The sequence below is a fragment of the Streptomyces sp. NPDC096339 genome (genome assembly GCF_044762985.1).
Taxonomy (GTDB): domain Bacteria; phylum Actinomycetota; class Actinomycetes; order Streptomycetales; family Streptomycetaceae; genus Streptomyces.
Map to the genome: position 1 here is coordinate 24,607 of NZ_JBIWFI010000010.1, position 25,129 is coordinate 49,735.

A 25,129-nucleotide genomic window follows, 5' to 3' on the forward strand; every position below is an offset into this window, starting at 1 on the left:
CGCACACACAGCCGACATGGATAGGGTCCCGAAGCAATGGCCGGAGCACGCGTGGAGACGCTGACGGCCCGGGCGCGCATGCTGTCGCACCGGGCCCGTACCGCCCTGCGCAAATCCGCCGTCGACTACTTCCGCGGCGACGCGTCCGACTGGCTCGCCTTCGGCGGGCTGCTGCTCACCGTCCCGGCGATCGCCTGCGGCACGATGATGCTGCCCGTCTGGTTCTCGCCGTCCGCCCTCGTCCTGCCGATCGTCGCCGGCGGCCTGCTCCTGCGCCCCGCGAGCCTCCTGGCCCTCTACGCGGCGTCCGCCGCCGCACTGATCGTCGAGGCCCTCGTCCTCGGCCCGTACACCCAGGGGCCCGCCCGGGTCACCCCCGGCACCGTCCTGGTGGTGGCGGCGTGCGGGTTCTTCGGTCTGGTCATCGCCCAGTTCCGCAGCCGCGTCGGCGTGCCGTGGCGGCGTGGCGGCACCATGCTCTTCGACCTGCGCGAACGGATCAGGGTGCAGAGCAAGTTGCCCGCCCTGCCGCGAGGCTGGCACCGCGAGATGGCCCTGCGCCCGGCGGGCGGCCAGTCCTTCTCCGGCGACTTCGTGGTCGCGGCCCGTACGAACGGCGGCCGGACCCTGGAGGTCGTCCTGACCGACGTCTCCGGCAAGGGCATGGAGGCGGGCTCCCGCGCCCTCCTCCTCTCGGGCGCCTTCGGCGGCCTCCTGGGCGCCCTGCCCCCGCACGGCTTCCTGCCGGCCGCCAACGGGTACCTGCTCCGCCAGGACTGGGAGGAGGGCTTCGCCACCTCCATCCACCTCGTCCTGGACCTGGAGACGGGAGATTACGAACTCCTCTCCGCCGGGCACCTGCCCGCGCTCCAGCTCTCGGCGGGGACGGGCCGCTGGCAGGAGAAGACCGGTGAGGGCCCGCTCCTCGGCGTCTACGACGGCGCGGAGTTCACCCCCACCCGAGGGAATCTGCGCCGCGGCGACGTCCTGATGCTCTTCACGGACGGCCTGGTCGAGACGGCGGACCGCGAGATCAGCGAGGGCATCGACCGCCTCACGGGCGAGGCCGACCGCTATGTCGCGGCGGGTTGGGAGGGTGCGACGTGGCACCTGATCGAAAAGGTGGCGAAGGACGTCAACGACGACCGCGCCCTCCTCCTGATCCGCCGCTCCGCCTGACGCCGCAAGTGCCCGCCGGCGCAATTGCTTTGCCCCAGGTGTAAAGACAAGGCAAACTGATTCCCGCTTCACATGTGACCAGGGGGGTCAGTGAGAAAAACCTTTGCGCGCGCGGCTGCGTTCACGGCGGCTGCGGCGGGCATCGTCATGTCCGGAATACTGGTGGCGCCGTCGGCGCAGGCCATCGCCACCGGCCCGTCCGGTGTTGGGGGTTGGGCCGAAGCCGTCAAGATCGACATCGGCAACGGGCAGCGTGTCTGCACCGGTGCCCTCGTCCGCGACGACCTCGTCATCACCGCCGCGAGCTGCTTCACCGAGCGGCCCGGCGCGCCGCTCCTGCGGGGCAAGCCCGCCGTGCCCGTCAAGGCCTGGGCGGGCACCAACGACCTGGCCACCGCGCAGGCCCGCACCATCGTCCACCTGGAACCCGCCCCGGGCGGCCGGGACCTGGTCCTGGCCCGGCTGAACGCCGCCGTCGTCGGGGCGCCGACCCTCTACGTGGGCGCCGACAAGCCGGCGTTCGAGGACGTACGCACCGTCACGGGATGGGGTCGCACGGCCACGGAGGCCTCGCCCACGCGCTCCCGCTACACCGGCCTGATGCTGAACGGGATCGGGGCCGGCGACATGACCGCCCGCGTCAACAGCGTGGGTGCCTCCCTCTGTGAGGGTGACAAGGGCGCCGCGCTGACCCGGTCGGAGCCCGGCCACACCTATCTGACGGGTGTCGTCAGCGGTTTCGGCCAGGCGGGCTGCCTCGGCGGCCCCTCGGCGGGGTCCACCGACGCCGTCGTCACGCGCACCGACAACGCGGCGCCCTGGATCCGCAGCCGCCTGTTCTACGGGGACCCGGCGTACCCGTCGCTCGCCGCGGGCGGCCGGCTGGAGCCCGGCAGCATGTTCTACGCCCACGGCAAAGCCGTACTGATCATGCAGGCCGACGGCAACCTGGTGCTGTACGCGGAGTCCGGCGCGGTGCTGTGGGCGTCCGGTACGTACGGCAACCCGGGCGCGTACGCCGTCCTCCAGGGCGATGGCAACTTCGTCGTCTACAAGAAGGACGGCGGCGAGGGCAAGGGTGGAGCCCTGTGGTCCACCGGCACCTGGGGCAACCCCGGCGCCACCCTGAAGCTCCAGGCCGACCACAACCTCGTGGTCTACCGGCAGGACGGCTCCGGTGCGTGGAGCACGGGCACCTGGTCCTACGGTGCGCACCTGTTCGCCGGTGAGAATCTGGCCTCGGGGCAGCTGATGGGCGAGACGGTCGCCATGGAACAGAGCGGCACCCTCACCGTGCGCGACTCCGAAACCTACGCGGTGCTCGCCTCCTACCCCGGCGGCTGGAACCCGGGCGCGTACGCCCGGATGCAGGCCGACGGGAACTTCGTCGTCTACAAGAAGGACGGCGGCGAGGGCAAGGGCGGAGCCCTGTGGTCCACCGGCACCTGGGGCAACCCCGGCGCCCGGCTGGTCGCGGGCAACGGAAACCTGACCCTGTACAAGAAGGACTCGAACGACATCCTGTGGCAGAGCGGACCCGGCCGATGAACACACGTACCCACCTCTCCCGTTTCGCCGTCGCCACCACCGCGGTCGCGGCCGGACTCCTGATGGCCCCGACGGCGCACGCGCTGCACGGCCAGGACGTCACGGAGGGCAACGCCCACCAGTACACGGCCAAGATCCGGATCGGGACGGGAGCGGCGCAGAAGGACTGCACCGGCACCCTCGTCGCCCCGCAGTGGATGGCCACCGCCTACAGCTGCTTCGCGGCCGACCCCACCGCCCCGGCGAAGGCCACGCTCGGCACCCGGTCGCTGAGCGACCCGGCCGCCCAGACGGTCGACATCGACGTGGTCAACCAGGTCAAGGCCCGCCCCGAGGTGGCGATGGTCCACCTCAAGCAGGAGCCGCGCGGGGTCGAGCCGCTCCGGCTGTTCAAGGTCGACGAGGACGTGGTCGGCATGCCCGTCGGCGTCGCCGGATTCGGCGGGGACCGGCTGAAGGTCGCCGAGCTCTGGGGCGGGAACGGCGAGGGCTACTGGAGCCTCATGCCGGTCGACCCGGAGCCCGGCCCCGTGGTCGACGCGGTCTGCGAGGGCGACATCGGCGCTCCGTACATCACGCCGTCCCGGGAGGGCGGCAACCGCCTCGCGGGCGTGGTGACCGAGACCGACCTGGGCTCCTGCCACGGCGCGGGCGGACCGGCCAACCGCTCCAAGGCGGCCATCGTGAACGGCTGGCGGGAGATCCCGTCCATGCACGCCGCGATGTCGCTGCCCCGCCTGGACGCCGGCCAGACCCTGCGCGCCGGGGAGACGGTCCGCGGCAAGAACACCGTCCTGACCCTGCAGGCCGACGGAAACCTGGTGCTCACGCACGTGGCCGGCGGCGAGCTGTGGGCCTCGGGGACCTGGGGCAACCCCGGTGCGCAGCTGCGGTTCCAGGCGGACGGCAACCTCGTCCTGTACCGCCAGGACGGCTCCGCGGCCTGGAGCAGCGGCTCCTGGGGCAATCCCGGGGCCCGCCTCGACCTCCAGGACGACGGCAACCTCGTCGTCTACCGCAAGGATGGCTCCGCCGCCTGGTCCACGGGCACGTGGCGCGTGGACCGCGTGCTGCGGGGCGGTCAGAACATCGGGTCCGGCCAGTGGGCGTCGAGCGCCACCGCCACCCTCGTGATGACCAACACCGGCTCGCTGGGGGTCCGGGAGACCGCCACGGGCGTGAGCCGCAGCGGCTTCGCCTCGTACAACCCCGGTGCGTACGCCCGGATGCAGGCGGACGGGAACTTCGTCGTCTACAAGAAGGACGGCGGCGAGGGCAAGGGCGGAGCCCTGTGGTCCACCGGCACCTGGGGCAACCCCGGCGCCCGGCTGGTCCTCCAGGACGACGGCAACCTCGTGCTCTACAAGAAGGATTCGTCCGAGGTCCTCTGGCAGGTCGGCAACACGGTCGGTCCCTGGGCGGGCAAGTAATTTCTTGCGTTCGGGCCGAAGCAAGGGCACACTGATCGCCGTTGAATCGAACGCGTTCAACTCGTAGCACTACTCATGGGGGGGTAGACATAAACGTCAACCGCAAGCGTGCCGCCTGGGCCGGCGCGCTCATCGCCGCCGCCGTATCGGCGGGCGTACTCGTGGCTCCGGTGGCGCAGGCCGCCGACACCAAGCCGGTCAAGGTGGGCGCGACCGACGTACCGGTGAAGAAGCACGCGGGTGTTCCGGCCAAGGCCACGCAGCGCACGTCGGCCAAGACGGACGGGCAGCGCGCGTCGGCCCTGGCGGCGAGCTCCGACGTCACCCTGCTGCCGGGCGACAAGCTCCTGTCGAACGAGTACATCGAAACCGCGAACGGCTTCCTGTACATGCAGCCGGACGGCAACCTCGTCCTCGACCACCAGTTCGGCGCCGAACTGTGGGCCACGGGCACCTACGGCAACAACGGTGCCTACGCCGTCTACCAGGGCGACGGCAACTTCGTCGTCTACAAGAAGGACGGCGGCGAGGGCAAGGGCGGAGCCCTCTGGAGCTCCCGCACCTGGGGCAACCCGAACGGTCACCTGACCTTCCAGGACGACGCCAACCTCGTCGTCTACCGCAAGGACAACTCCGCCGCCTGGTCGACGCGTACCTGGCGGGTGGGCGACAACACCATGACCGGTGGGGAGAACCTGGAAAGCGGCACCTGGATGGCGTCCACCAACTCCATCCTGGCCCAGGACTCCCGTGGCTACTTCGCGGTCTTCTACCGTGACGTGAACCGGGACCCCGTCGGCATCGGGATCTGGAGCCCCGGCGCCTACACCCGGATGCAGAAGGACGGCAACCTGGTCGTCTACAAGAAGGGCGGCGGCGAGGGCAAGGGTGGCGCCCTCTGGAGCACCGGGACGTACCGCTACCCCGGCGCCTACCTCGTCTACGGGTCGGACTCCAGCGTGGTGCTCCACGCCGCCAACGGTGAGGCCCTCGGCTGGTTCGAGAGCACCGACTACTAGCAGTCCCGATCCTGCGGAAGGCCCCGACGCCTGACCGCTCGATCACGTGCCCCCGGCCCGGGGTGGGTTCGCCCACCCCGGGCCGGGGGTTTTCTCCGTCACGCACCGCGAGCGGGGTCCGGCGGGCCGGAGGGCGATTCCAGCCCCGCCGGCCTTTGAGGCGCGGGGGATAGGGGGCGGCGCCCCCGACAACGGCGCCGCAGGCTGGGGCGTGACCGCGCAGGCCTCCGCCGACCAGAGGCCGCACCCGAAGTGGGCGGGGCCGGCTGGGGCTCCGCCGCGCCGGTTGGGGCCCGGCGGGCCGGATGGGGCTCCGCCCCGGACCCGGCCCAGCCGGGCGCGGGACCGCGCATGAGCCCCAGCCGGGCGCGGGACGGCGCATGTGCCCCAGTCGGGCGCGGGACCGCGCATGAGCCCCAGCCGGGCGCGGGACGGCGCATGTGCCCCAGTCGGGCGCGGGACGGCGCATGTGCCCCAGTCGGGCGCGGGCCGGCGCATGAGCCCCAGCCGGGCGTCCGGGCACCGGCACCCGCCGCGCGTCCCGGCCCGTCCGGACCACTCCCGCGCGATTGGCCCGGTTCCCCCGGCCCGAGGCGGCTTAGCGTGAGGCCCATGGACCGCACCCTCGCCGCAGACCTCGCCCGGCTCCCCGAACTGCTCGAAGCCACCCGCCGCGCCGCGGCCGACTCCCTCGGGACCCTGGACGCGCGTCCCGTCGTACCGCCCGCCGCCACCGCGAAACCGCACGCCCCCGAGCCCCTCCCCGACCACGGCGACGGCACGGAAGCGGCCCTGGCCGCCTTCCGCGAGCGCTGGGAGCCCCGCCTGTCGGCTTCCGCCGGTCCCCGCTACCTCGGCTTCGTCACCGGCGGCGCCACCCCGGCCGCCCTCGCGGGGGACTGGCTCACCGCCGCGCACGACCAGAACTCCAACTCCGCCCTCGACGGCGGCGGCCAGGACCTCGAACGCGAGACCACCACCTGGCTCCGCGAGCTCTTCGGCCTCTCCGACGCCCACACCGGCACCTTCGTCAGCGGCGCCACGATGTCCAACACCACCGGCCTCGCCATCGCCCGCGAATGGCTCGGCGAACGCCTCGGCGTCTCTCCGGCCGAAGACGGCGCCGCCGCACTCGGCCCCGTCCGGGTCCTCTCCGGCGCCCCCCACTCCTCCATCGCCAAGGCCCTGTCGATCCTCGGCCTGGGCCGGGGCTCCCTCGTCCAGGTCCCCACCCTCCCCGGCCGGGAGGCCGTCGACCCCGCCGCCCTCGACCGGGCCCTCGCCGACATCCCCGGCCCGGCCGTGGTCGTCGCCAACGCGGGCACCGTCAACACCGTCGACTTCGACGACCTCCGCGCGATCAACGCCCTCCGCGAACGCCACGACTTCTGGCTCCACACCGACGCCGCCTTCGGCGCCTTCGCCGCCCTGTCGCCGGACCACGCCCACCTCACCGACGGCCTCGACGCCTCCGACTCCGTCTGCGTCGACCTCCACAAGTGGCTCAACGTCCCCTACGACAGCGCCGTCCAGTTCACCCGCCGCCGAGACCTCCAGGCCCGCGTCTTCGCCAACTCCGCCGCCTACCTGGGCCCCCTCGGCGAACACCCCGACCTCGTCCACCTCACCCCGGAGAACTCGCACCGGCTGCGGGCGCTCGCCGCCTGGTTCACGCTCCGCGCCTACGGCCGCCGGGGCCACCGCGAGATCGTCGAACGCGACATCGCCTGCGCCCGCGCCCTGGCCGAGCAGCTCTCGGAGGACCCCTCCTTCCACCTCCTGGCCCCGGTCCGCCTCAACGTCGTCTGCTTCACCCTCTCCAAGGCCCCCACCCAGGCCCACCTCACCGCCCTCCGGGAGGCGGTCGCCTCCGAGGTGTTCCTCACCCCGACCGTCTACGCGGGAACCCCCGCCCTGCGCGCCGCGTTCTCCAACTGGCGTACCACGCACACGGACGTACGCCGGGCCGCCGAGGCCCTCCGTACGGCAGCGAAGGAGCTCACATGACGGCGGCCCACCCCCTGACCCTCCTCGAGATCGAGGCCCTCGCGCGCAGCGCGCACGAGGGCCAGACCGACAAGGCCGGCCGGCCGTACGCCGAACACCTCGCGGCCGTGGCCGAGGGCGTCCGGGTGCGCGGCGGCAGCCCCGAACAGCAGGCGGCGGCCTGGCTCCACGACGCGATCGAGGACGAGGCCCTCAGCCTCACCTGGCTGGATTCCGCCGCCCTCCCGCAGTCGGTGAAGGACATGGTCCTCGCGGTCACCAAGCGCCCCGGCGAACCGGTCGAGCAGTACGCGGCCCGTATCCTCGCCACCCCCGGCGCCCTCCTGATCAAGGAATCCGACCTCGCCCACAACGCGGACCCGGCCCGCCTCGCCGTCCTGGATCCCGCCACCCGCGACCGTCTGTCCGTGAAGTACGCGTATGTCCGCTCCCTCTTGGGCCTCACCACCCCCTGACCACACAAACGGAACGATGGTGATTCGTCACGAGACGGATAGCCGGGGCCCGTTGGTGGGAGGATGGTCCATGTGGGGGTGTGCTTGGCCGTGCGCCCCGGGCCGACCAGGGGACGACCGAAGGTGTGATCAGTAGTGGCCATTTCGCTGTCAGTGGTGGTTCTGTTGGCGGTCATCCTGGTGGTGTTGATCCGCGGCAACCACATCAAGCCGGGCCCCGCCATCGTCGCGGCCCTCTTCGGCTTCTTCCTCGCGTCGAGCTCGATCGCGGACGACGTGAACCGCTTCCTGAACTCCCTGGCGACGATGATCGCGAACATCCAGCTGTAGAGCTCCTCCGCGAAACGGCCCCTGACGGAAAAACGATGCTCAGGGGCCGTCGGTCTCACGCGGCACGACGTCATTTGACGGTGAGCGTTCCCGTCATCTGCGGGTGGAAGGAACAGACGAAGGGGTAAGTGCCGACCTTGGTCGGCGCGGTGAAGCTGCCGGACGCGCCGGCTTCGATGGTGCCGGTGTCGAAGGCGTAGCCGTCCGAGGCGGTCAGGGTGTGCGGAGTCGAGTCCTCGTTGACCACGGTGACCTTCGTACCGGGCTTGACCGTCAGCTTCGCGGGGTTGAACTTGAAGTCCTTGATGTGGACTTCCGCGGTCTCGACCGTCACGCTCGACGTGGCCGCGGGCGCGGACACGGCCGCGGCGCTGGTACTCGTGACGCCGACGACGGCGAACAGGGCACAGGCGGCACCGACCGCTGCTGCCCGGGTGCGGTGACGACTGCGGCGGGAACGGGTGAGCGACATGGTCGCCCCTCTCACGGATCTGTGATGGTCTTGACCGGCTCGGACGGTCTCGCCTGCGACCTCGTCCGACCGGCCGATTCACGTCCGCCCGCCGTGGGCGAGGCGGCTCATGCGCCGCTGGTATTCGGCCATTTCGATCCTGCTGCGAAGTGGCCGTGATCAGCCGCGCGACGACTTGCGGGATGGTTTCGAGACTCGGTGCGCCGATCGGTGCCGCCGACAGCCCCGCCATCGGTCGCCACAGCCGGGACCGAAAGGCTCCCGTTCGGATCCGAGCTCTCTCCCCACTATCCCAGGCCACCGCAGAGGGGCCACTTCACAGCCCCCGGGAACGACGAAGGGCCAGGTGGAGGAAACGTCCTCTGACCTGGCCCTTCGTGCTTCAGAGCGGGTGACGGGAATCGAACCCGCGTAGCTAGTTTGGAAGACTAGTGCTCTACCATTGAGCTACACCCGCAACGCACGCGCCGCAGGTCACGAGGACCGCGGCACGGACAGCATCCTAGCGGGTCGTTCAGCGCCTGCGCACACCACATTCGGGGCCGGCGCGCGGAGCCGTCGAAAACCGGTCGGGAAACTCCGTGCATCAGAGCGTCTCCGGGCATGTACCCTACGTGTCGCACCGACGGGGTGTGGCGCAGCTTGGTAGCGCGTCCGCTTTGGGAGCGGAAGGTCGTCGGTTCGAATCCGGCCACCCCGACCACAAGATCGCGTTTGCAAGATCGCGTTGTGGGCTGATTGCCGCTTGCGGTTACTATGCAAGCTGCGTGCCCGTGTGTCTGATGTACCGGGCCCGATCCGCTGAACCGCTGAATCGCAGCGACAGCAGAGACCCCAGCAGTCAGCCACAAGGAGACCAAACCGTGAAGAGCGCCGTGGAGACCCTGAACCCGACTCGGGTTCGGCTCACTGTTGAGGTGCCCTTCGAGGAGCTCAAGGACAGCCTCGACGCGGCGTACAAGAAGATCAACCAGCAGGTCACGGTGAAGGGCTTCCGCAAGGGCAAGATCCCGAACCGCGTCATCGACCAGCGCTTCGGCCGCGGTGCGGTGCTGGAGGAGGCCGTCAACGACGCCCTCCCGAAGTTCTACACCGAGGCCGTCAACGAGGCCGACCTGAACCCGCTGGGTCAGCCCGAGGTCGACATCACCGAGCTGAAGGACGGCGAGCTGCTGGCCTTCACCGCCGAGGTCGACGTGCGTCCCGAGATCGAGATCCCGGACTACTCCGGCATCGAGGTCGAGGTCGACGCGGTCGAGGTCTCGGACGAGGACGTCGAGAAGTCGGTCGAGCAGCTGCGCAGCCGCTTCGCGTCCACCAAGGACGTCGAGCGCGCCGCCGCCGAGGGTGACGTCGTCACCATCGACCTCGAGGCCAAGGTCGACGGCGAGGTGCTGCCCGACGGCGTCGCCTCCGACGTCTCCTACACCATCGGCTCGGGCGAGCTGCTCGAGGGCATCGACGAGGCCGTGAAGGGCCTGGAGGCCGGTGGCGAGGCCACCTTCACCTCCCAGCTGAAGGGCGGCTCCGCCGAGGGCAAGGACGCCGAGGTCACCGTCAAGGTCACCAAGGTCTCCGCCCGTGAGCTGCCGGAGCTGGACGACGAGTTCGCCCAGCTGGCGAGCGAGTTCGACACCATCGAGGACCTCAAGGCCGACAGCCGCAAGCGCCTCGAGAACATGAAGCAGTACGACCAGGCCACGCAGGCCCAGGAGCGCGTCCTGGAGAAGCTGCTGGAGCTCGTCGAGGTGCCGATCCCCGAGAAGCTGCTCGAGGACGAGGTCAACACCCGCAAGCACAACCTGGAGCACCACCAGCTCGGCCAGATGGGCCTGACCATCGAGAAGTACCTGGAGTTCCAGGGCAAGACGGTCGAGGAGTTCGACGCCGAGACCAAGGAGCAGGCGGTCAAGGGCATCAAGACCCAGTTCGTCCTCGACGCTCTGGTCAACAAGGAGAAGCTGGGCGTCGACCAGGAGGAGCTCACCGAGCACCTCATGCGCCGCGCCGCCTCCTCCGGCATGTCCCCCGACCAGTTCGCCCAGGCGGTCGTCGAGGGTGGCCAGGTCCCGATGCTGGTCGGCGAGGTCGCCCGCGGCAAGGCCCTCGCGGTCGTCGTCGAGGCCGCCAAGGTCACCGACACCAACGGTGAGGTCGTCGACCTGTCCGACGAGGACGAGGAGCAGGTGACCGAGACCGTCGAGGCCGCCGTCGACGGTGACACCGAGGTCGTCGAGGACGAGGCCAAGTAAGGCAGTCCAGGCCGTCCGGCAGCCCCTGCCGGACACGCCCGAGCAGTGACCCGAAGGGCCCGTGCGCAGCCGCGTACGGGCCCTTCGGCGTGGGGGTGCGGGGGGCCGGGCGGAGCCGCCGCGCCGGGCCCCGCGCGGCCCCCGCGAAGGCCCTCGTAGCTTGCGCTCCGAGCGAACAGTTCGGGAAGCGGGATGGCGTTGTCCGACCTGCGCGTTAGGGTCCATGAATACGAGGGCACGGGAGTACCCGGAACCACCCGGACGCCGGCGGACCTTTCCGCTCCGGCCGGGCCGCGCCCCAGAACGAGACGCTGAGACGGCACATGGCCGTCGGAGACGAGCAGGTGGATACGTGACGAATCTGATGCCTTACGCCGCGGGTGAGCCGTCCATCGGTGGCGGCCTCGGCGACCATGTCTACAACCGGCTCCTCGGCGAGCGGATCATCTTCCTCGGCCAGCAGGTCGACGACGAGATCGCCAACAAGATCACGGCGCAGCTCCTCCTCCTGGCCGCCGAGCCGGAGAAGGACATCTACCTCTACATCAACAGCCCGGGTGGCTCCGTGACGGCGGGCATGGCGGTCTACGACACCATGCAGTACATCCCGAACGACGTCGTCACCATCGGCATGGGCATGGCGGCCTCCATGGGCCAGTTCCTGCTGACCGGTGGCGCCAAGGGCAAGCGCTTCGCCCTGCCGAACACCGACATCCTGATGCACCAGGGCTCCGCCGGCATCGGCGGTACCGCGTCCGACATCAAGATCCAGGCCCAGTACCTGCTGCGCACCAAGCAGCGCATGGCCGAGATCACCGCGTTCCACTCGGGCCAGACCGTCGAGGCGATCATCCGCGACGGCGACCGCGACCGCTGGTTCACCGCCGAGGAGGCCAAGGAGTACGGCCTCATCGACGAGATCATCTCGGCCGCGTCCAACGTGCCGGGCGGCGGCGGCACCGGGGCCTGATCCCGGCCCCACCCGCCAGTACCGAGCAGCCGACAGCCCGCAGAACGCCACCAGGATGGTGAACACCCAGATGCAGAACAACTTCTCCGCGAGCGGCCTCTACACCGGCCCGCAGGTGGACAACCGCTACGTCATCCCGCGCTTCGTCGAGCGCACCTCGCAGGGCGTGCGCGAGTACGACCCGTACGCGAAGCTCTTCGAGGAGCGCGTGATCTTCCTCGGCGTGCAGATCGACGACGCCTCCGCCAACGACGTCATGGCGCAGCTGCTGTGCCTGGAGTCGATGGACCCGGACCGCGACATCTCGATCTACATCAACAGCCCCGGCGGCTCCTTCACGGCGCTGACGGCGATCTACGACACGATGCAGTTCGTGAAGCCGGACATCCAGACGGTCTGCATGGGCCAGGCGGCCTCGGCCGCCGCGGTCCTGCTCGCCGCCGGTACCCCCGGCAAGCGCATGGCCCTGCCGAACGCCCGCGTGCTGATCCACCAGCCGTCCGGCGGCACCGGCCGTGAGCAGCTCTCCGACCTGGAGATCGCGGCCAACGAGATCCTGCGCATGCGCGACCAGCTGGAGACCATGCTGGCCAAGCACTCGACGACGCCGATCGAGAAGATCCGCGACGACATCGAGCGCGACAAGATCCTCACGGCCGAGGACGCCCTCGCGTACGGCCTGATCGACCAGATCGTTTCCACCCGCAAGACCAACAGGGCCTGACGAGGCCCGATCCTTGCCGTCAGACGGCGTGGGGACGCCGTCGGATTCGGCGATGTGAACCACGTCAAGGGGGCCCCGCACGGGGCCCCCGGCAAGGTACCGTCGGATATGAGGCACCAGGAGCGCTGAACCAAGCGTCTCCCAGGCGAAGGGGAAGCACCTCGTGGCACGCATCGGTGACGGCGGCGATCTGCTCAAGTGCTCGTTCTGCGGAAAGAGCCAGAAGCAGGTGAAGAAGCTCATCGCAGGACCCGGTGTGTACATCTGCGACGAGTGCATCGACCTCTGCAACGAGATCATCGAAGAGGAACTCGCGGAGACCTCCGAGGTGCGGTGGGAGGAACTCCCCAAGCCCCGTGAGATCTACGAGTTCCTGGAGAGCTACGTCGTCGGCCAGGAGCCGGCGAAGAAGGCGCTCTCCGTCGCGGTGTACAACCACTACAAGCGCGTCCAGGCCGGCGAGAACGGCGGCGCGCAGGGCCGGGACGACGCGATCGAGCTCGCGAAGTCCAACATCCTGCTGCTGGGCCCCACGGGCTCCGGCAAGACGCTGCTGGCCCAGACGCTCGCGCGCATGCTGAACGTCCCGTTCGCCATCGCCGACGCGACGGCGCTGACGGAGGCCGGGTACGTCGGCGAGGACGTCGAGAACATCCTGCTCAAGCTGATCCAGGCGGCCGACTACGACGTCAAGAAGGCCGAGACCGGGATCATCTACATCGACGAGATCGACAAGGTCGCGCGCAAGAGCGAGAACCCGTCGATCACCCGTGACGTGAGCGGCGAGGGCGTGCAGCAGGCGCTGCTGAAGATCCTCGAGGGCACGACGGCGTCCGTCCCGCCGCAGGGCGGCCGCAAGCACCCGCACCAGGAGTTCATCCAGATCGACACGACGAACGTGCTCTTCATCGTGGGCGGCGCCTTCGCCGGCCTGGAGAAGATCATCGAGTCGCGTGCGGGCGCCAAGGGCATCGGCTTCGGGGCGACGATCCGCTCGAAGCGCGAGATCGAGGCGAGCGACCAGTTCCAGGAGGTCATGCCGGAGGACCTGGTGAAGTTCGGGATGATCCCCGAGTTCATCGGCCGCCTGCCCGTGCTGACCTCGGTGCACAACCTGGACCGCGAGGCCCTGCTCCAGATTCTCATCGAGCCGCGCAACGCGCTGGTGAAGCAGTACCAGCGGCTGTTCGAACTCGACGGCGTCGAGCTGGACTTCGAGCGCGAGGCGCTGGAGGCCATCGCGGACCAGGCGATCCTCCGCCAGACGGGCGCGCGCGGGCTGCGCGCCATCATGGAAGAGGTCCTGATGTCGGTGATGTACGAGGTCCCGTCCCGCAAGGACGTGGCCCGCGTGGTCATCACGGCGGACGTGGTCCGCTCCAACGTCAACCCGACGCTCGTCCCGCGCATCGTCCCGAAGGACCAGGGGCCGCACGAGAAGTCGGCGTAGACCTTAGCCGGCAAGCAGCGAACAGCAAGTAGAAGGGGTATCTCCAGCCAACTGGCTGGAGATACCCCTTTGGCGTTCCAAGATCAGTCAAGATTCGTGAAATTCGGCCATATGTTCGGAGGTCTATGGGTCTTGGGCGGCTCTGACTGGTCAACTACTGCCCGGTAGTTGATCACAGGGATTGAGGAGTAGGCGTATGAACAAGGTGCGACGGATGATTGGTATGGCTGCGGCGACAGCGATAGCTGGTGCGCTTCCGGTGCTCGCGGCGTCACCTGCCCACGCCACGTGGGGAGACTGCACGAACTACATGCGAAACCTGGGCTATACCGTCGGCTCAGGGGTGAGTGGTGCGTGCAGTACGGGTGAGGACGGCATGATAGGTCGGCAGCTCTGTTTCAACCGGATGCTCTCCCTGGGCGTGAAGTGGGATGACGCCAGCGAAGCGTGCTACCAGGCGGCGCGCGGCTGATGTGAACTGCGCGAGGGCCCAGTACAGACTGTTGGGCCCTCGCCCGTCGATCAGGCCTTGGTCCGGCTTGTGTTGTACAGCTTCGCCGTAACTGCGGCCACCTCGTCGAGGGTGCCGCTGCTCCCGCCGAGCAGGAACGCTCCCGGATCGGCGACATTGATGCCGACCAGGGTCGAGTGGTCAGCCCAGGCGCAGGAGGGGATCTGCAACTCCTTGGGCTCCTTGGCCGTCGTGCTGGGCTTGGTGTTGATCATCTTGATGTTGGCGCACTTCATCACGGCGCCCTTGAATCCGGCCGGGGTGAACTCCTTCGGAGCGTCGGCCAGCTCGTACTTGAGGCCGAGCTTCTCGGTGTCCTTGTTGGCCTGGCTGATGCCGGCGTAGTAGGCGTCGATCGCCTTCGCCGGGTCGGCGATGTTGCCCCAAAGACCGTTGGCCGCGAGCTGCTTGCCCTTCTTGTCCGCACCGATCGCGTACTTGGCGGTCGCGTTGTGCGCGTTCTGCACACCGAGCGCGTCGGCCCTGGTCTTCCCCTCACCAGTGACCGGGGCGTCGGCGGAGGGGGCGCCGGCGGTGTCCGGTGCCTTCTGGTAGCTGTCCACGGAAGCGGGGTAGGCCAGCTTGTAGCCCTTGGTGTCGGCGGCCACCGACCCCGAGCCGCCCTGCGTGAAGTACCAGCCGGCGCCGCCGATCAGCGCGACCGCGACCACGATGCCGATGATGACGCCCGCCTTGGACTTCTTCGGGGGCGTGCCGCCGTACGGGGCCTGCTGCTGGTAGCCGTACGCCTGGGTCGGCGGCTGCTGCGGGTAGCCCTGCGGGGGGACGCCCGGCTGCTGCTGGGGGTAGCCGTAGCCCGGCTGCGGGGCGGGCTGGCCGTACGGGCCCGGCGGCGGCGGGGGCTGCTGCCCGTACGGTCCGGGCTGCTGCGGCTGCTGGCCGTACGGCCCCGGCTGGTTGTAGCTCATCTCTGCGTCCCCCTCAGGAACTTCTTCTTCTTTAGGAACTTCTTATGCTGCCCACATCCTTGCGGAAGATCGAACACGTTCGGGCGCCGGGGTCCCAGGCGTTACGGAACTACGACGCGCACGCAACGTACGGCAACGTCCTACTTCGCCGGGACCTCCATCGCGGACCGCAGTTCGCGGGCGCGTCCGGCGAGGTCGTCGATCGTCACCGGCTTGTTCTCGACCGGGACGGTGACCGTCACCAGTGAGCTGTGGTCGCCCCACATGCACAGCGGCAGCGACGCCCCCTCCAACGTGAGCGTGCCGCAGCGCATCGCGCCGCCCGCGGGCTTGCCCGCTTCATGGGTGGTGATGTCGGCTTCCTTGACGCCCATGGACACCAGGCCCTTGGTGAGTTCCGCGCCCGGGTCCTCGTCGCCGAACGCGGCCTGGGCGCCGCTGACCACCAGTTGCGCGGTGCCAGCCTGGTCGGCGTAGACCACGGCCACCTGCTTCGTGCCCTTCTTCTGCGCGCCCTGACCCTGCTTGATCGCGTCGACCCGCGGCCCGGAGGCCTGCAGGGTCAGGCCCTGGAAGGTGGCGGGCGGAACGAGTTCGTACTTGCCGGCGTCGGCGGGGCCGTCGAACGCCGTGCCCAGGGCGAACTTGACGGCGAAGGCACCGATGGCGAAGCCCACCACCGCTCCCACGCTCTTGAAGACTCGCTTGCTCCTGGGCGGTGCGGGCGCGGGCTGGGGGGACGGGTACGCGGGCTGGGGAGTGATCTCGTTCATGCTGCGCATGAGATGGCTCCGGTACGGCCGAACGCAATGGGCGGCCCCACTGCGGTATGGATTCGTAACGGAGGCGGACCCGCCCGTATCCTGTGCCCCGTGACCGAGAACACGCAGACACCCAGTGCCCCCGACTCCGAACTGCCGACCACGTACGCGCCGGCCGAGGTAGAGGGGAAGCTCTACGAGCGCTGGGTAGAGCGTGGGTACTTCACGGCCGACCCCGCGAGCGAGAAGCCCGCGTACACCATCGTCATCCCGCCCCCGAACGTCACCGGCTCCCTCCACCTGGGCCACGCCTTCCAGCACACGCTCATGGACGCCCTGACCCGCCGCAAGCGCATGCAGGGCTACGAGTCGCTGTGGCTGCCCGGCATGGACCACGCCGGCATCGCCACCCAGAACAAGGTCGAGCAGCAGCTCGCCGAGGAGGGCAAGTCCCGCCACGACCTGGGCCGCGAGGAGTTCGTCGAGCGGGTCTGGCAGTGGAAGGAAGAGTACGGCGGCAAGATCCTCGGCCAGATGCGGCGCCTCGGTGACGGCGTCGACTGGTCGCGCGAGCGGTTCACGATGGACGAGGGGCTGTCCAAGGCCGTCCAGACGATCTTCAAGCGGCTCTTCGACGACGGCCTGATCTACCGCGCCGAGCGCATCATCAACTGGTGCCCGCGCTGTCTGACGGCCATCTCCGACATCGAGGTGGAGTACCAGGAGGACGCCGGCGAGCTCGTCTCCATCAAGTACGGGGAAGGCGAGGACACCCTCGTCGTCGCCACCACCCGTGCCGAGACGATGCTCGGTGACACCGCCATCGCCGTCCACCCGGACGACGAGCGCTACAAGCACCTCGTCGGCAAGCTCATCAAGCTGCCGCTCACCGACCGCTCGATCCCGGTCGTCGCGGACACGCACGTCGACCCCGAGTTCGGCACCGGCTGCGTCAAGGTGACCCCGGCGCACGACCCGAACGACTTCGCCATCGGGCAGCGCCACAACCTGCCCAACATGACGATCATGGACGAGCACGGTGTCATCACCGTCCACGGCCCCTTCCTCGGCCTGGATCGTTTCGAGGCCCGTTCCGCGGTCGTCGGCGCCCTGCGCCAGCAGGGCCGCATCGTCGCGGAGAAGCGTCCGTACCTGCACTCCGTCGGACACTGCTCCCGCTGCAGCACCACCGTCGAGCCGCGCCTGTCCCTCCAGTGGTGGGTCAAGGTCGAGACCCTCGCCAAGGCCGCCGGTGACGCGGTCCGCGACGACCGGGTCACGATCCACCCCAAGGAGATGGAGAAGCGGTACTTCGACTGGGTCGACAACCTCAACGACTGGTGCATCTCGCGCCAGCTGTGGTGGGGCCACCGCATCCCGGTCTGGTACGGCCCGAACGGCGAGGTCGTCTGCGTCGGACCGGACGACGCGGTGCCGACGGGCGAGGGCTGGGTCCAGGACACGGACGTCCTCGACACCTGGTTCTCCTCCGGCCTGTGGCCGTTCTCGACGCTCGGCTGGCCGGAGAAGACCCCGGACCTGGCGAAGTTCTACTCCACCGACGTCCTGGTCACCGGCCACGACATCATCTTCTTCTGGGTCGCCCGGATGATGATGTTCGGCCTGTACGCCATGGACGGCGAGGTCCCCTTCAAGACGATCGCGCTGACCGGCCTGGTCCGTGACGAGCGCGGCAAGAAGATGTCGAAGTCCTTCGGCAACGTCGTCGACCCGCTGGACTGGATGGACAAGTACGGCTCCGACGCCGTCCGCTTCACCCTGGCCAAGGGCGCCAACCCCGGCACCGACGTCCCGATCGGCGAGGACTGGGTCCAGGCCTCCCGCAACTTCGCCAACAAGATCTGGAACGCGACCCGCTTCGCGCTGATGAACGGCGCCACCATCGAGGGCGAGCTCCCGGCCCCCGAGCAGATGTCGGCGACCGACCGGTGGATCCTGTCCCGCCTGAACAAGACCGTCGCGCAGGTCGACGCGTACTACGAGGACTTCCAGTTCTCGAAGCTCAGCGAGGCCCTCTACCACTTCGCGTGGGACGAGGTCTTCGCCTGGTACGTCGAGCTGTCGAAGACGACCTTCTTCGCCGGCGGCGAGCAGGCCAAGGTCTCCGGCCGGGTCCTCGGCGAGGTCCTCGACACCATGCTGCGCCTGCTGCACCCGGTGGTCCCCTTCGTCACCGAGACGCTGTGGACCACGCTGACCGGCGGCGAGTCCCTCGTCGTCGCCGACTGGCCGAAGGACAGCGGCTTCCGCGACGAGGCCGCCGAGGCCGAGATCGAGCAGGTCCAGGCCGTGGTCACCGAGGTCCGCCGGTTCCGCAAGGAGCAGGGCCTCCAGGACGGCCAGAAGGTCCCGGCCCGCCTGGACCTGACCGGCACGGCGCTGGCCCCGCACGAGGGCGCCATCCGCCAGCTGCTGCGCCTCCAGCCGGAGGGCGACTCCTTCAGCGCCACCGCGACCCTCCCGGTCGCCGGCGCCACGGTCGCGCTCGACCTGTCGGGCACCATCGACGTGGCCGCCGAGCGCAAGCGCCTCTCCAAGGACCTGGCGGCCGCCGAGAAGGAGAAGCAGCAGGCCGAGGCGAAGCTGGGGAACGAGGCGTTCATCGCCAAGGCCCCCGACAACGTCGTGGACAAGATCAAGGGCCGGCTGGCCAAGGCCGAGGTGGACATCGCCCGGCTCCAGACCCAGCTGGACGGGCTGCCGGCCACGCAGTAAATCGGCACAGCGCACTCCGTACGGCGCACGACCCATGGGGAAGGGCCCCCGCACCACGGTGCGGGGGCCCTTCCCCATGGGTCGGAACAGCCGCGGCCCGAACGCCGTCGGAATCGGCACCGCCACCACCGCGTACCCGGTCGGCGGTCCCGGCCCCGGTGGAGCGGAAGGTCACCGGGGCCGGGACCTCGGGCCTGTCCGAAGTGCCCTAAATCACGCGGTGTGCGACCCCGGTGGATCGGTGTCGGGGGCGGTCGGCACGGATGATGGAGGGCATGCACGCGAAGCCCGCCCTCTCGGCGCTCCACCGGGTCACGGCCTCCGGTGCCCGGCTCGCGCGGGGCTGGTCCGGTTCGCCGCGTGCGATGGACGTGGTCGCGGCGCTGAGCTGCCTGGGCCTGATGGCGCTCGACCTGCCGGGTCTGGCGGCCGCCGACAACTCCCTGACCGGCCCTTCCGCGGCCGTCGTCCTCGCGCTGGGCTGCTCCACCCTGCTGGTGCGGCGCCGGATGCCCTGGATCTCGTACCTCGCCGCGCTGCTCTTCATCGGCTGGCTGCACGAGTTCACCCTGATCCAGTTCGCGCTGTACTCGGTGGGCCGCTTCCGCGGGCGCCGGGCCGGTGTCCTCGCCACCCTCGGCTACCTGGCCTTCGCGCTGGCGCTGTTCTGGTGGGTGCCGGGCTGGCCCGAGGCCAGGCACGACTCGCTCAGCTCCTTCCTCGGCGTGGTCGTGCCCATCGGGGCGCTCGCCTCGGCCGTCGGCATCGCCGCCTACCGGCACGACCTGGTCGCGGAGCTGAACGCGCGCCGGGCCGAGTCCGCGGTGCTCCAGGCCGTGCAGCAGGAACGCACCTCGGTCGCGCGGGACGTCCACGACTTCGTCGGGCGGGAGCTGACCCTGCTGACGGTGCGCTCCGAGGTGTTGTCGGTGCGCTCGCGCGAGACCTCGTACGCCAAGGACTTCGAGGAGCTCGCGGACACCGCGCGCCGGGCCCATCTGGTGCTGAACGAGATCATCGTGCAACGCGGTGAGCGGGCCTCGACCCCGGGGGTGGAGGGTCTTGCGGCGCTCGCGGAGGAGAGCGGGCGCGCGGGTTCACCCGTACGCCTCGCCATGGACCCGGACGTGAACGGGCTGTCGCCACTGCGGCAGGCGGCGGTCTACCGGGTGGTGCAGGAGTGCCTGACCAACGCGGCCAAGCACGCGTGCGGGGAGACCGTCGAGGTGTCCATCGCGGCGGACGGGCCGCGGCTGCGGATCGCCGTCAGCAACGCGCTGCCCGCCCGAACCTCCGGCCGGGCCCCGGTCTCGGCGGGCTCGGGGACGGCGAGCATGTCCGAGCGCGTGCGCAGCCTGGGCGGCACCCTGACGGCGACGCGCACGGAGGACTCGTACGAGGTGGTCGCGACGCTCCCGCGCGGGTAGACGACCCTAGGCCTTCGCGGGGGTCAGCAGGCCGTTCAGGGTGTCGAGGTCCTCGACGCAGCGGCCGGAGCCGAGGGCCACGCAGTCCAGCGGGTTCTCGGCGACGAAGACCGGGATGCCGGTCGCGGAGGCCATCCGCAGGTCCAGGCCGGGCAGCAGCGCGCCGCCGCCGGTCAGGACGATGCCGTGTTCCATCACGTCGCCGGAGAGCTCGGGCGGGCACTCCTCCAGGGTGGTGCGGACGGCGGCGATGATCGCCTCGATCGGTTCGTCGAGCGCGGCGCGGACGTCCGGCGCGGTCAGGACGAGGGTCCGCGGCATGCCGCCGACCTTCTCGCGGCCGCGCACGGTGAAGGTGCGGTCCTCCAGCTCGGGCCGGTCGGGGACGGGCCAGGCAGAGCCGATGGCCACCTTCAGGTCCTCGGCCGTGCGCTCGCCGACGAGGAGCCCGTGCTCCTTGCGCACGTAGTCCATGATCGCCGCGTCGAGCCGGTCGCCGCCGACTCGCAGCGACTGCGAGGTGACGATCCCGCCGAGCGAGATCACGGCGACCTCGGAGGTGCCGCCGCCGATGTCGACGACCATCGAGCCGCGCGGTTCGGCCACCGGCAGCCCGGCCCCGATCGCCGCGGCCATCGGTTCCTCGATCAGGTGCACGCTCCTGGCGCCGGCCCGGGTGGAGGCTTGGACGATGGCCCGCCGCTCGACCTGGGTGACGCCCGACGGTACGCAGATCACCATCCGGGCGCGGGGCCGGCGGCCGGGGACGGCCTTGCGGACGAAGTGCCGGATCATCTCCTCCGCGGCCTCGTAGTCGCAGATCACCCCGTCCTTGAGGGGGCGGATGGCGGTGATGGAGCCGGGGGTGCGGCCGATGGTCTCCTTGGCCTCCGCCCCGACGGCCAAGGCGGTGGTGGTGCCCGCCTTCACGGCGACCACGGACGGCTCATTGAGGACGATCCCGTGCCCCCGTGCGTAGACCAGGGTGTTCGCGGTACCCAGGTCCATCCCTATGTCGCGGCTGGATCCTGTCGTGTTGCTGCTGGCCTGCGGCATTTGTTCCCCTATCTGCTGCCGCAAGGCTTGCATAACGATCAGGTCGCTCCCGCCGTCGAAGGACCCGAAACGCCCGGGCCGAAAGTCCCAGGGGTTGGAACTGCTGTCTGTTAGCTGGGTGTGAGTGTGTTCTGGCATGTATGGGTGAGTTCCTCGTTCGCTGTGGTGGGTCGGCGATGGGTGGGAACGGGAGTTCTTGCGTCGAATGGGTGACCTTTGCGGCTGGTGCTCGTTGACTGGGGGCGGGTTCTTCGATGGCGGGGTGGTGGGTGGGGTGCGGGTGTTGTCGGCGCCGTTCGTCGCGCCCGGGCCTTCGGGTGTTGCGGTGCGGACCCGCTTGAAGGGCCTGACCGGGCGGGATGAGGAGGTCCTGGCTCTGGTCGGGGCGCATCTGGGCTCGCTCGCTGCGAAGGACCTGGCCGTGCGGTGCCGCGACGGCTTGGAGCACTCCTCCGATTCGTGGGCGGCACGGAAGCGTGAGCTGACCGCCGTGTCGTCGTCGCGGTGGGCGGGCAGCATCACCAAGGCCACGCATGATCAGTGGGCGGTGGCTCGGCGTGGCCAGATGGCACACGTGCAGAGCCTGGAAGCTGGCATCAGGACGATCCGGCACCGCCTTGCGCAGCCGATCGGCGCGAGGGGAACCAAGGCGGCTCCGGGCGGTTACCGGACCCGGCAGGAGTGGCATGCGAAATCGCGGCGTCTACGGGTGCTGGAGGACCGGCTCGCCGTCGTGCGGGCCGACCGCGAGGCCGGGACCGTGCGTGTGGTGCGCGGAGGCAAGCACCTGCTCAATACTCGGCACCATCTCGCTGCCGCGCAGCTCGGCAAGGAGGAGTGGCGCCTGCGGTGGGAGGCCGCCCGCTGGTTCCTCTGTGCTGATGGCGAGTCGGGGAAGAGGTTCGGGAACGAGACGATCCGCGTCACCCCCGACGGCGAGGTTTCGGTCAAGCTCCCCGCCCCGCTCGCCCATCTGGCCAACGGCACCCACGGCCGGTACGCCCTCGCCGACCGGATCGTGTTCCCGCACCGGGGCGTGGAGTGGGCCGACCGCGTCGCAGCCAACCAGGCCGTCGCCTACCGCATCCACCTGGACGTGGACCGTGGCCGCTGGTACCTGACTGCCTCCTGGCAATACCCGCCCGCCCCGACCATCCCGATCGAGGCGGCTCTTGCGCACGGGGTGATCGGGGTGGACACCAACGCCGATCACCTCGCCGCCTGGCGCCTGGACCGGCACGGCAACCCGATCGGCAATCCCCGCCGCTTCGCCTACGACCTCACGGGCAGCGCCGGGCACCGTGACGCGCAGGTCCGCCACGCCCTCACCCGCCTCCTCAACTGGGCCAAAGCATGCGACGTGAAGGCGATCGCAGTCGAAGACCTCGACTTCACAGCGGAGAAGACCCGTGAGAAGCACGGAGGTAAGCGCCGGTTCCGGCAGTTGATCTCCGGCATGCCCACCGGCCGCCTGCGCGCCCGGCTGATGTCGATGGCCGACCAGACGGGTATCGCGATCATCGCGGTCGACCCGGCATACACCAGTAGGTGGGGTGCCCAGCACTGGCAGAAACCCCTCACCACCATCAACCGCAAGACCACCCGTCACGATGCCGCCGGCATCGCGATCGGCAGGCGCGCCCAAGGGCACCCGGTTCGGCGTCGGACGGCACCGCCCCCTGCTCACCGGAGTGATGAGCAGGGGCATCGGACCGTCCAGGCCCCACCGGGCTCCCTTGGGCGTGAGGAAACCCACCCCCGCGTTCCCGGACCGCGCACACGATGAGCCAGGCCCGGACACGGAGCGAAAGTGGGAGACCAGCGTGCCCAACACCGTCCGGGGCACACGGCTGAGCATGGGTCCTGGCAACAGGACTCACTCCCGCTCAGTCTTTAGGAACGGTCGGCGTCCGTAGACTGGGCGTGTGAGTGAGCAGCAGCCCGAGAGCCACGACCGCGACAAGTTCGACGAGTTCGACCAGATCGTGGCCGAAGAGTCCGACCGCGACCCCGACCTGGCGGTGATCGAGGCCGGCAGCCGCACCCTGCGCACCCAGGCCGGACCGCCCCAGGGCGACCCGGTACCCGCCCGGCCCACCGACCCGGAGGTCGCCAAGGCGCTGCTGGAGGTGGAGCAGGAGCTCTCCACGCGCTGGGGCGAGACCAAGCTGGAGCCGTCGGTGACGCGCATCGCGGCGCTGATGGACGTACTGGGCGAGCCGCAGCGCGCCTACCCGACCATCCATGTCACCGGGACCAACGGCAAGACCAGCACGGCACGCATGATCGAGTGCCTGCTGAACGCCTTCGAGCTGCGCACCGGCCGCTACACCAGCCCGCACGTGCAGTCGATCACCGAGCGGATCAGCCTCGACGGCGCGCCGATCGACGCCGAGCGGTTCGTCGAGACGTACCACGACATCAAGCCGTACGTGGAGATGGTCGACTCCAGTGAGGAGTTCCGGCTGTCGTTCTTCGAGGTGCTGACCGGGATGGCGTACGCGGCCTTCGCGGACGCCCCCGTCGACGCGGCCGTCATCGAGGTCGGCATGGGCGGCACGTGGGACGCGACCAACGTCATCGACGCCGCGGTCGCCGTCATCACTCCGATCAGCCTCGACCACACCGACCGGCTCGGCAACACGCCCGGTGAGATCGCCCTGGAGAAGGGCGGCGTCATCAAGCAGGACGCGACCGTGATCCTGGCCCAGCAGCCGGTGGACGCGGCGCAGGCGCTGCTGAAGAAGGCCGTCGAGGTCGACGCGACCGTCGCCCGCGAGGGCATGGAGTTCGGCGTCGTCTCGCGCGAGGTCGCGGTCGGCGGGCAGCAGCTGACGCTGCGCGGCATGGGCGGCGAGTACGACGGCATCTTCCTGCCGCTGTACGGCGCGCACATGGCGCACAACGCGGCGGTGGCGCTGGCGGCCGTCGAGGCCTTCTTCGGGGTCGGGCAGGAGGGTGCGCGGGTCCTGGACCTGGAGACCGTGCAGCGTGCCTTCGCCTCGGTGACCTCGCCGGGCCGCATGGAGGTGGTGCGGCGCAGTCCGACGGTGGTCCTGGACGCGGCGCACAACCCGGCGGGCGCGGTGGCCACCGCGGAGGCGGTCACCGAGTCGTTCGGCTTCAGCCGGCTGATCGGGGTCGTGGCCGCGAGCGGGGACAAGGACGTGCGCGGGGTGCTGGAGGCCTTCGAGCCGATCTTCGCGGAGGTCGTGGTCACCCAGAACTCCAGCCACCGCTCGATGGACGCGGACGAGCTGGCCGCCATCGCGGTCGAGGTCTTCGGCGGCGACCGGGTGCAGGTGGAGCCGCGGCTGGACGACGCCCTGGAGGCGGCGATCACCCTTGCGGAGGAAGAGGCCGAGTTCGGAGGGGCCGGGGTCCTGGTGACCGGTTCCGTGATCACGGTGGGCGAGGCCCGCCTGCTGCTGAAGAGGGGCTGAGGATGCGCACGCTGTGTGCCTCGACACTGATCGGCGAGTTCTTCGTCATCGGCTTCGCGGGGCTGGTCGCGATGAAGGACCCCGACCTGACCCAGGCCACGGTCTGGACGGTCTGCGGGGTCGCGATGCTGCTGTCGGTGCTGCTGTGCGGGATGCTGTCGCGTCCCGGGGCGGTCCAGCTGGGCTGGGCGCTGCAGATCGGCCTGATCGTGAGCGGGTTCGTCGTACCGACCATGTTCTTCCTCGGCGCGGTGTTCGCGGGACTGTGGTGGTGCTCGGTGCACTACGGCCGCAAGGTCGACGCGGCGAAGGCCCGCTGGGCGGCGATGGCGGAGGATTCCGCCGTGTGACCTGCGGTCCGCACACCCCGCCGACTCCCTGACCCCGGGCCCCGGCCGGCTTGCCGGGGCACCCCCGGCCCCGGCCCCCG

At 70.1% G+C, this 25,129-nt stretch carries 20 protein-coding genes, 2 tRNA genes and 1 pseudogene; 18 read left to right on the top strand and 5 right to left on the bottom strand.

The genetic code is table 11. The features are described from left to right. Positions 1-36 precede the first annotated feature (36 nt). The 7 genes from ACIQ5Y_RS15765 to ACIQ5Y_RS15795 all read left to right on the top strand — a co-directional run bounded on the left by ACIQ5Y_RS15765 (position 37) and on the right by ACIQ5Y_RS15795 (position 7,968). Complete coding sequence (locus ACIQ5Y_RS15765; RefSeq protein ID WP_403880048.1) at positions 37-1,179, top strand: PP2C family protein-serine/threonine phosphatase; 1,143 nt, start codon at positions 37-39, stop codon at positions 1,177-1,179. 147 nt (positions 1,180-1,326) lie between these two features. Beyond that, on the top strand, positions 1,327-2,727 hold the full coding sequence (locus ACIQ5Y_RS15770) for a trypsin-like serine protease (protein WP_403880050.1): 1,401 nt from the start codon (positions 1,327-1,329) through the stop codon (positions 2,725-2,727). Further along, complete coding sequence (locus tag ACIQ5Y_RS15775) at positions 2,724-4,157, top strand: trypsin-like serine protease (protein ID WP_403880052.1); 1,434 nt, start codon at positions 2,724-2,726, stop codon at positions 4,155-4,157. The genes ACIQ5Y_RS15770 and ACIQ5Y_RS15775 overlap by 4 nt, the downstream gene beginning before the upstream one ends. 161 nt (positions 4,158-4,318) lie before the next feature. After that, on the top strand, positions 4,319-5,176 hold the full coding sequence (locus tag ACIQ5Y_RS15780; RefSeq protein WP_403880054.1) for a hypothetical protein: 858 nt from the start codon (positions 4,319-4,321) through the stop codon (positions 5,174-5,176). Positions 5,177-5,788: 612 nt separating this feature from the next. Continuing rightward, a complete protein-coding gene (locus ACIQ5Y_RS15785) occupies positions 5,789-7,183 on the top strand; it encodes a pyridoxal phosphate-dependent decarboxylase family protein (protein WP_403880056.1) in 1,395 nt (464 codons plus the stop codon). Next, positions 7,180-7,638, top strand: coding sequence for an HD domain-containing protein (locus tag ACIQ5Y_RS15790; protein WP_403880058.1), 459 nt, complete (start codon positions 7,180-7,182; stop codon positions 7,636-7,638). The genes ACIQ5Y_RS15785 and ACIQ5Y_RS15790 overlap by 4 nt, the downstream gene beginning before the upstream one ends. A gap of 135 nt (positions 7,639-7,773) precedes the next feature. Then, positions 7,774-7,968 carry a hypothetical protein gene (locus tag ACIQ5Y_RS15795; RefSeq protein WP_376661036.1) on the top strand — a complete coding sequence of 65 codons (195 nt, stop codon included), beginning with the start codon at positions 7,774-7,776 and terminating at the stop codon, positions 7,966-7,968. Positions 7,969-8,038: 70 nt separating this feature from the next. Here the strand turns inward: ACIQ5Y_RS15795 and ACIQ5Y_RS15800 are convergent, their stop codons facing one another. Beyond that, a complete protein-coding gene (locus ACIQ5Y_RS15800; RefSeq protein ID WP_403880060.1) occupies positions 8,039-8,440 on the bottom strand; it encodes a cupredoxin domain-containing protein in 402 nt (133 codons plus the stop codon). A gap of 386 nt (positions 8,441-8,826) precedes the next feature. Next, a tRNA-Gly gene (locus ACIQ5Y_RS15805) sits at positions 8,827-8,897 on the bottom strand. A 169-nt stretch (positions 8,898-9,066) separates the two neighbouring features. On the opposite strand from ACIQ5Y_RS15805, the gene ACIQ5Y_RS15810 reads away from it, so the two are divergent. The 6 genes from ACIQ5Y_RS15810 (at position 9,067) to ACIQ5Y_RS15835 (ending at position 14,308) form a co-directional block, all read left to right on the top strand. Continuing rightward, positions 9,067-9,143: transfer RNA gene (locus ACIQ5Y_RS15810), tRNA-Pro, on the top strand. A 160-nt stretch (positions 9,144-9,303) separates the two neighbouring features. After that, entirely contained in the window at positions 9,304-10,692 is a 1,389-nt protein-coding gene (gene tig, locus ACIQ5Y_RS15815; protein ID WP_403880062.1) for a trigger factor, read from the top strand. Between the two features lie 352 nt (positions 10,693-11,044). Then, positions 11,045-11,662: an ATP-dependent Clp protease proteolytic subunit gene (locus ACIQ5Y_RS15820; protein ID WP_376661033.1), complete on the top strand. Its 618-nt coding sequence runs from the start codon at positions 11,045-11,047 to the stop codon at positions 11,660-11,662. A gap of 55 nt (positions 11,663-11,717) precedes the next feature. After that, positions 11,718-12,386: an ATP-dependent Clp protease proteolytic subunit gene (locus tag ACIQ5Y_RS15825; RefSeq protein WP_403880064.1), complete on the top strand. Its 669-nt coding sequence runs from the start codon at positions 11,718-11,720 to the stop codon at positions 12,384-12,386. A 163-nt stretch (positions 12,387-12,549) separates the two neighbouring features. After that, positions 12,550-13,836: an ATP-dependent Clp protease ATP-binding subunit ClpX gene (gene clpX, locus ACIQ5Y_RS15830; RefSeq protein ID WP_030026955.1), complete on the top strand. Its 1,287-nt coding sequence runs from the start codon at positions 12,550-12,552 to the stop codon at positions 13,834-13,836. Between the two features lie 196 nt (positions 13,837-14,032). Next, positions 14,033-14,308: a hypothetical protein gene (locus tag ACIQ5Y_RS15835; RefSeq protein ID WP_403880066.1), complete on the top strand. Its 276-nt coding sequence runs from the start codon at positions 14,033-14,035 to the stop codon at positions 14,306-14,308. Positions 14,309-14,358: 50 nt separating this feature from the next. On the opposite strand, the gene ACIQ5Y_RS15840 is transcribed toward ACIQ5Y_RS15835, so the two are convergent. Both ACIQ5Y_RS15840 and ACIQ5Y_RS15845 read right to left on the bottom strand, forming a co-directional pair. Beyond that, the gene (locus tag ACIQ5Y_RS15840; RefSeq protein ID WP_403880068.1) at positions 14,359-15,276 is read right to left on the bottom strand and encodes a hypothetical protein; all 918 of its coding nucleotides are present in this window, start codon (positions 15,274-15,276) and stop codon (positions 14,359-14,361) included. Between the two features lie 140 nt (positions 15,277-15,416). After that, positions 15,417-16,049, bottom strand: coding sequence for a hypothetical protein (locus tag ACIQ5Y_RS15845; protein ID WP_403880070.1), 633 nt, complete (start codon positions 16,047-16,049; stop codon positions 15,417-15,419). A 99-nt stretch (positions 16,050-16,148) separates the two neighbouring features. On the opposite strand from ACIQ5Y_RS15845, the gene ACIQ5Y_RS15850 reads away from it, so the two are divergent. Next, positions 16,149-18,773 (top strand): valine--tRNA ligase, encoded by a 2,625-nt coding sequence (locus tag ACIQ5Y_RS15850; RefSeq protein ID WP_403880072.1) that lies wholly within the window; start codon positions 16,149-16,151, stop codon positions 18,771-18,773. A gap of 275 nt (positions 18,774-19,048) precedes the next feature. Then, entirely contained in the window at positions 19,049-20,200 is a 1,152-nt protein-coding gene (locus tag ACIQ5Y_RS15855; protein WP_403880074.1) for a sensor histidine kinase, read from the top strand. A 6-nt stretch (positions 20,201-20,206) separates the two neighbouring features. On the opposite strand, the gene ACIQ5Y_RS15860 is transcribed toward ACIQ5Y_RS15855, so the two are convergent. Further along, on the bottom strand, positions 20,207-21,256 hold the full coding sequence (locus ACIQ5Y_RS15860) for a rod shape-determining protein (RefSeq protein WP_403880076.1): 1,050 nt from the start codon (positions 21,254-21,256) through the stop codon (positions 20,207-20,209). A 265-nt stretch (positions 21,257-21,521) separates the two neighbouring features. Between ACIQ5Y_RS15860 and ACIQ5Y_RS15865 the strand changes: the two are divergent. The 3 genes and pseudogenes from ACIQ5Y_RS15865 (at position 21,522) to ACIQ5Y_RS15875 (ending at position 25,049) form a co-directional block, all read left to right on the top strand. Next, a pseudogene (locus tag ACIQ5Y_RS15865) lies at positions 21,522-23,153 on the top strand (IS200/IS605 family accessory protein TnpB-related protein). A gap of 28 nt (positions 23,154-23,181) precedes the next feature. Then, positions 23,182-24,699, top strand: a complete 1,518-nt coding sequence (locus ACIQ5Y_RS15870) for a bifunctional folylpolyglutamate synthase/dihydrofolate synthase (protein ID WP_403880078.1) — start codon at positions 23,182-23,184, stop codon at positions 24,697-24,699. Positions 24,700-24,701: 2 nt separating this feature from the next. After that, entirely contained in the window at positions 24,702-25,049 is a 348-nt protein-coding gene (locus tag ACIQ5Y_RS15875; RefSeq protein WP_403880080.1) for a DUF4233 domain-containing protein, read from the top strand. The last annotated feature ends 80 nt before the right edge of the window (positions 25,050-25,129 follow it).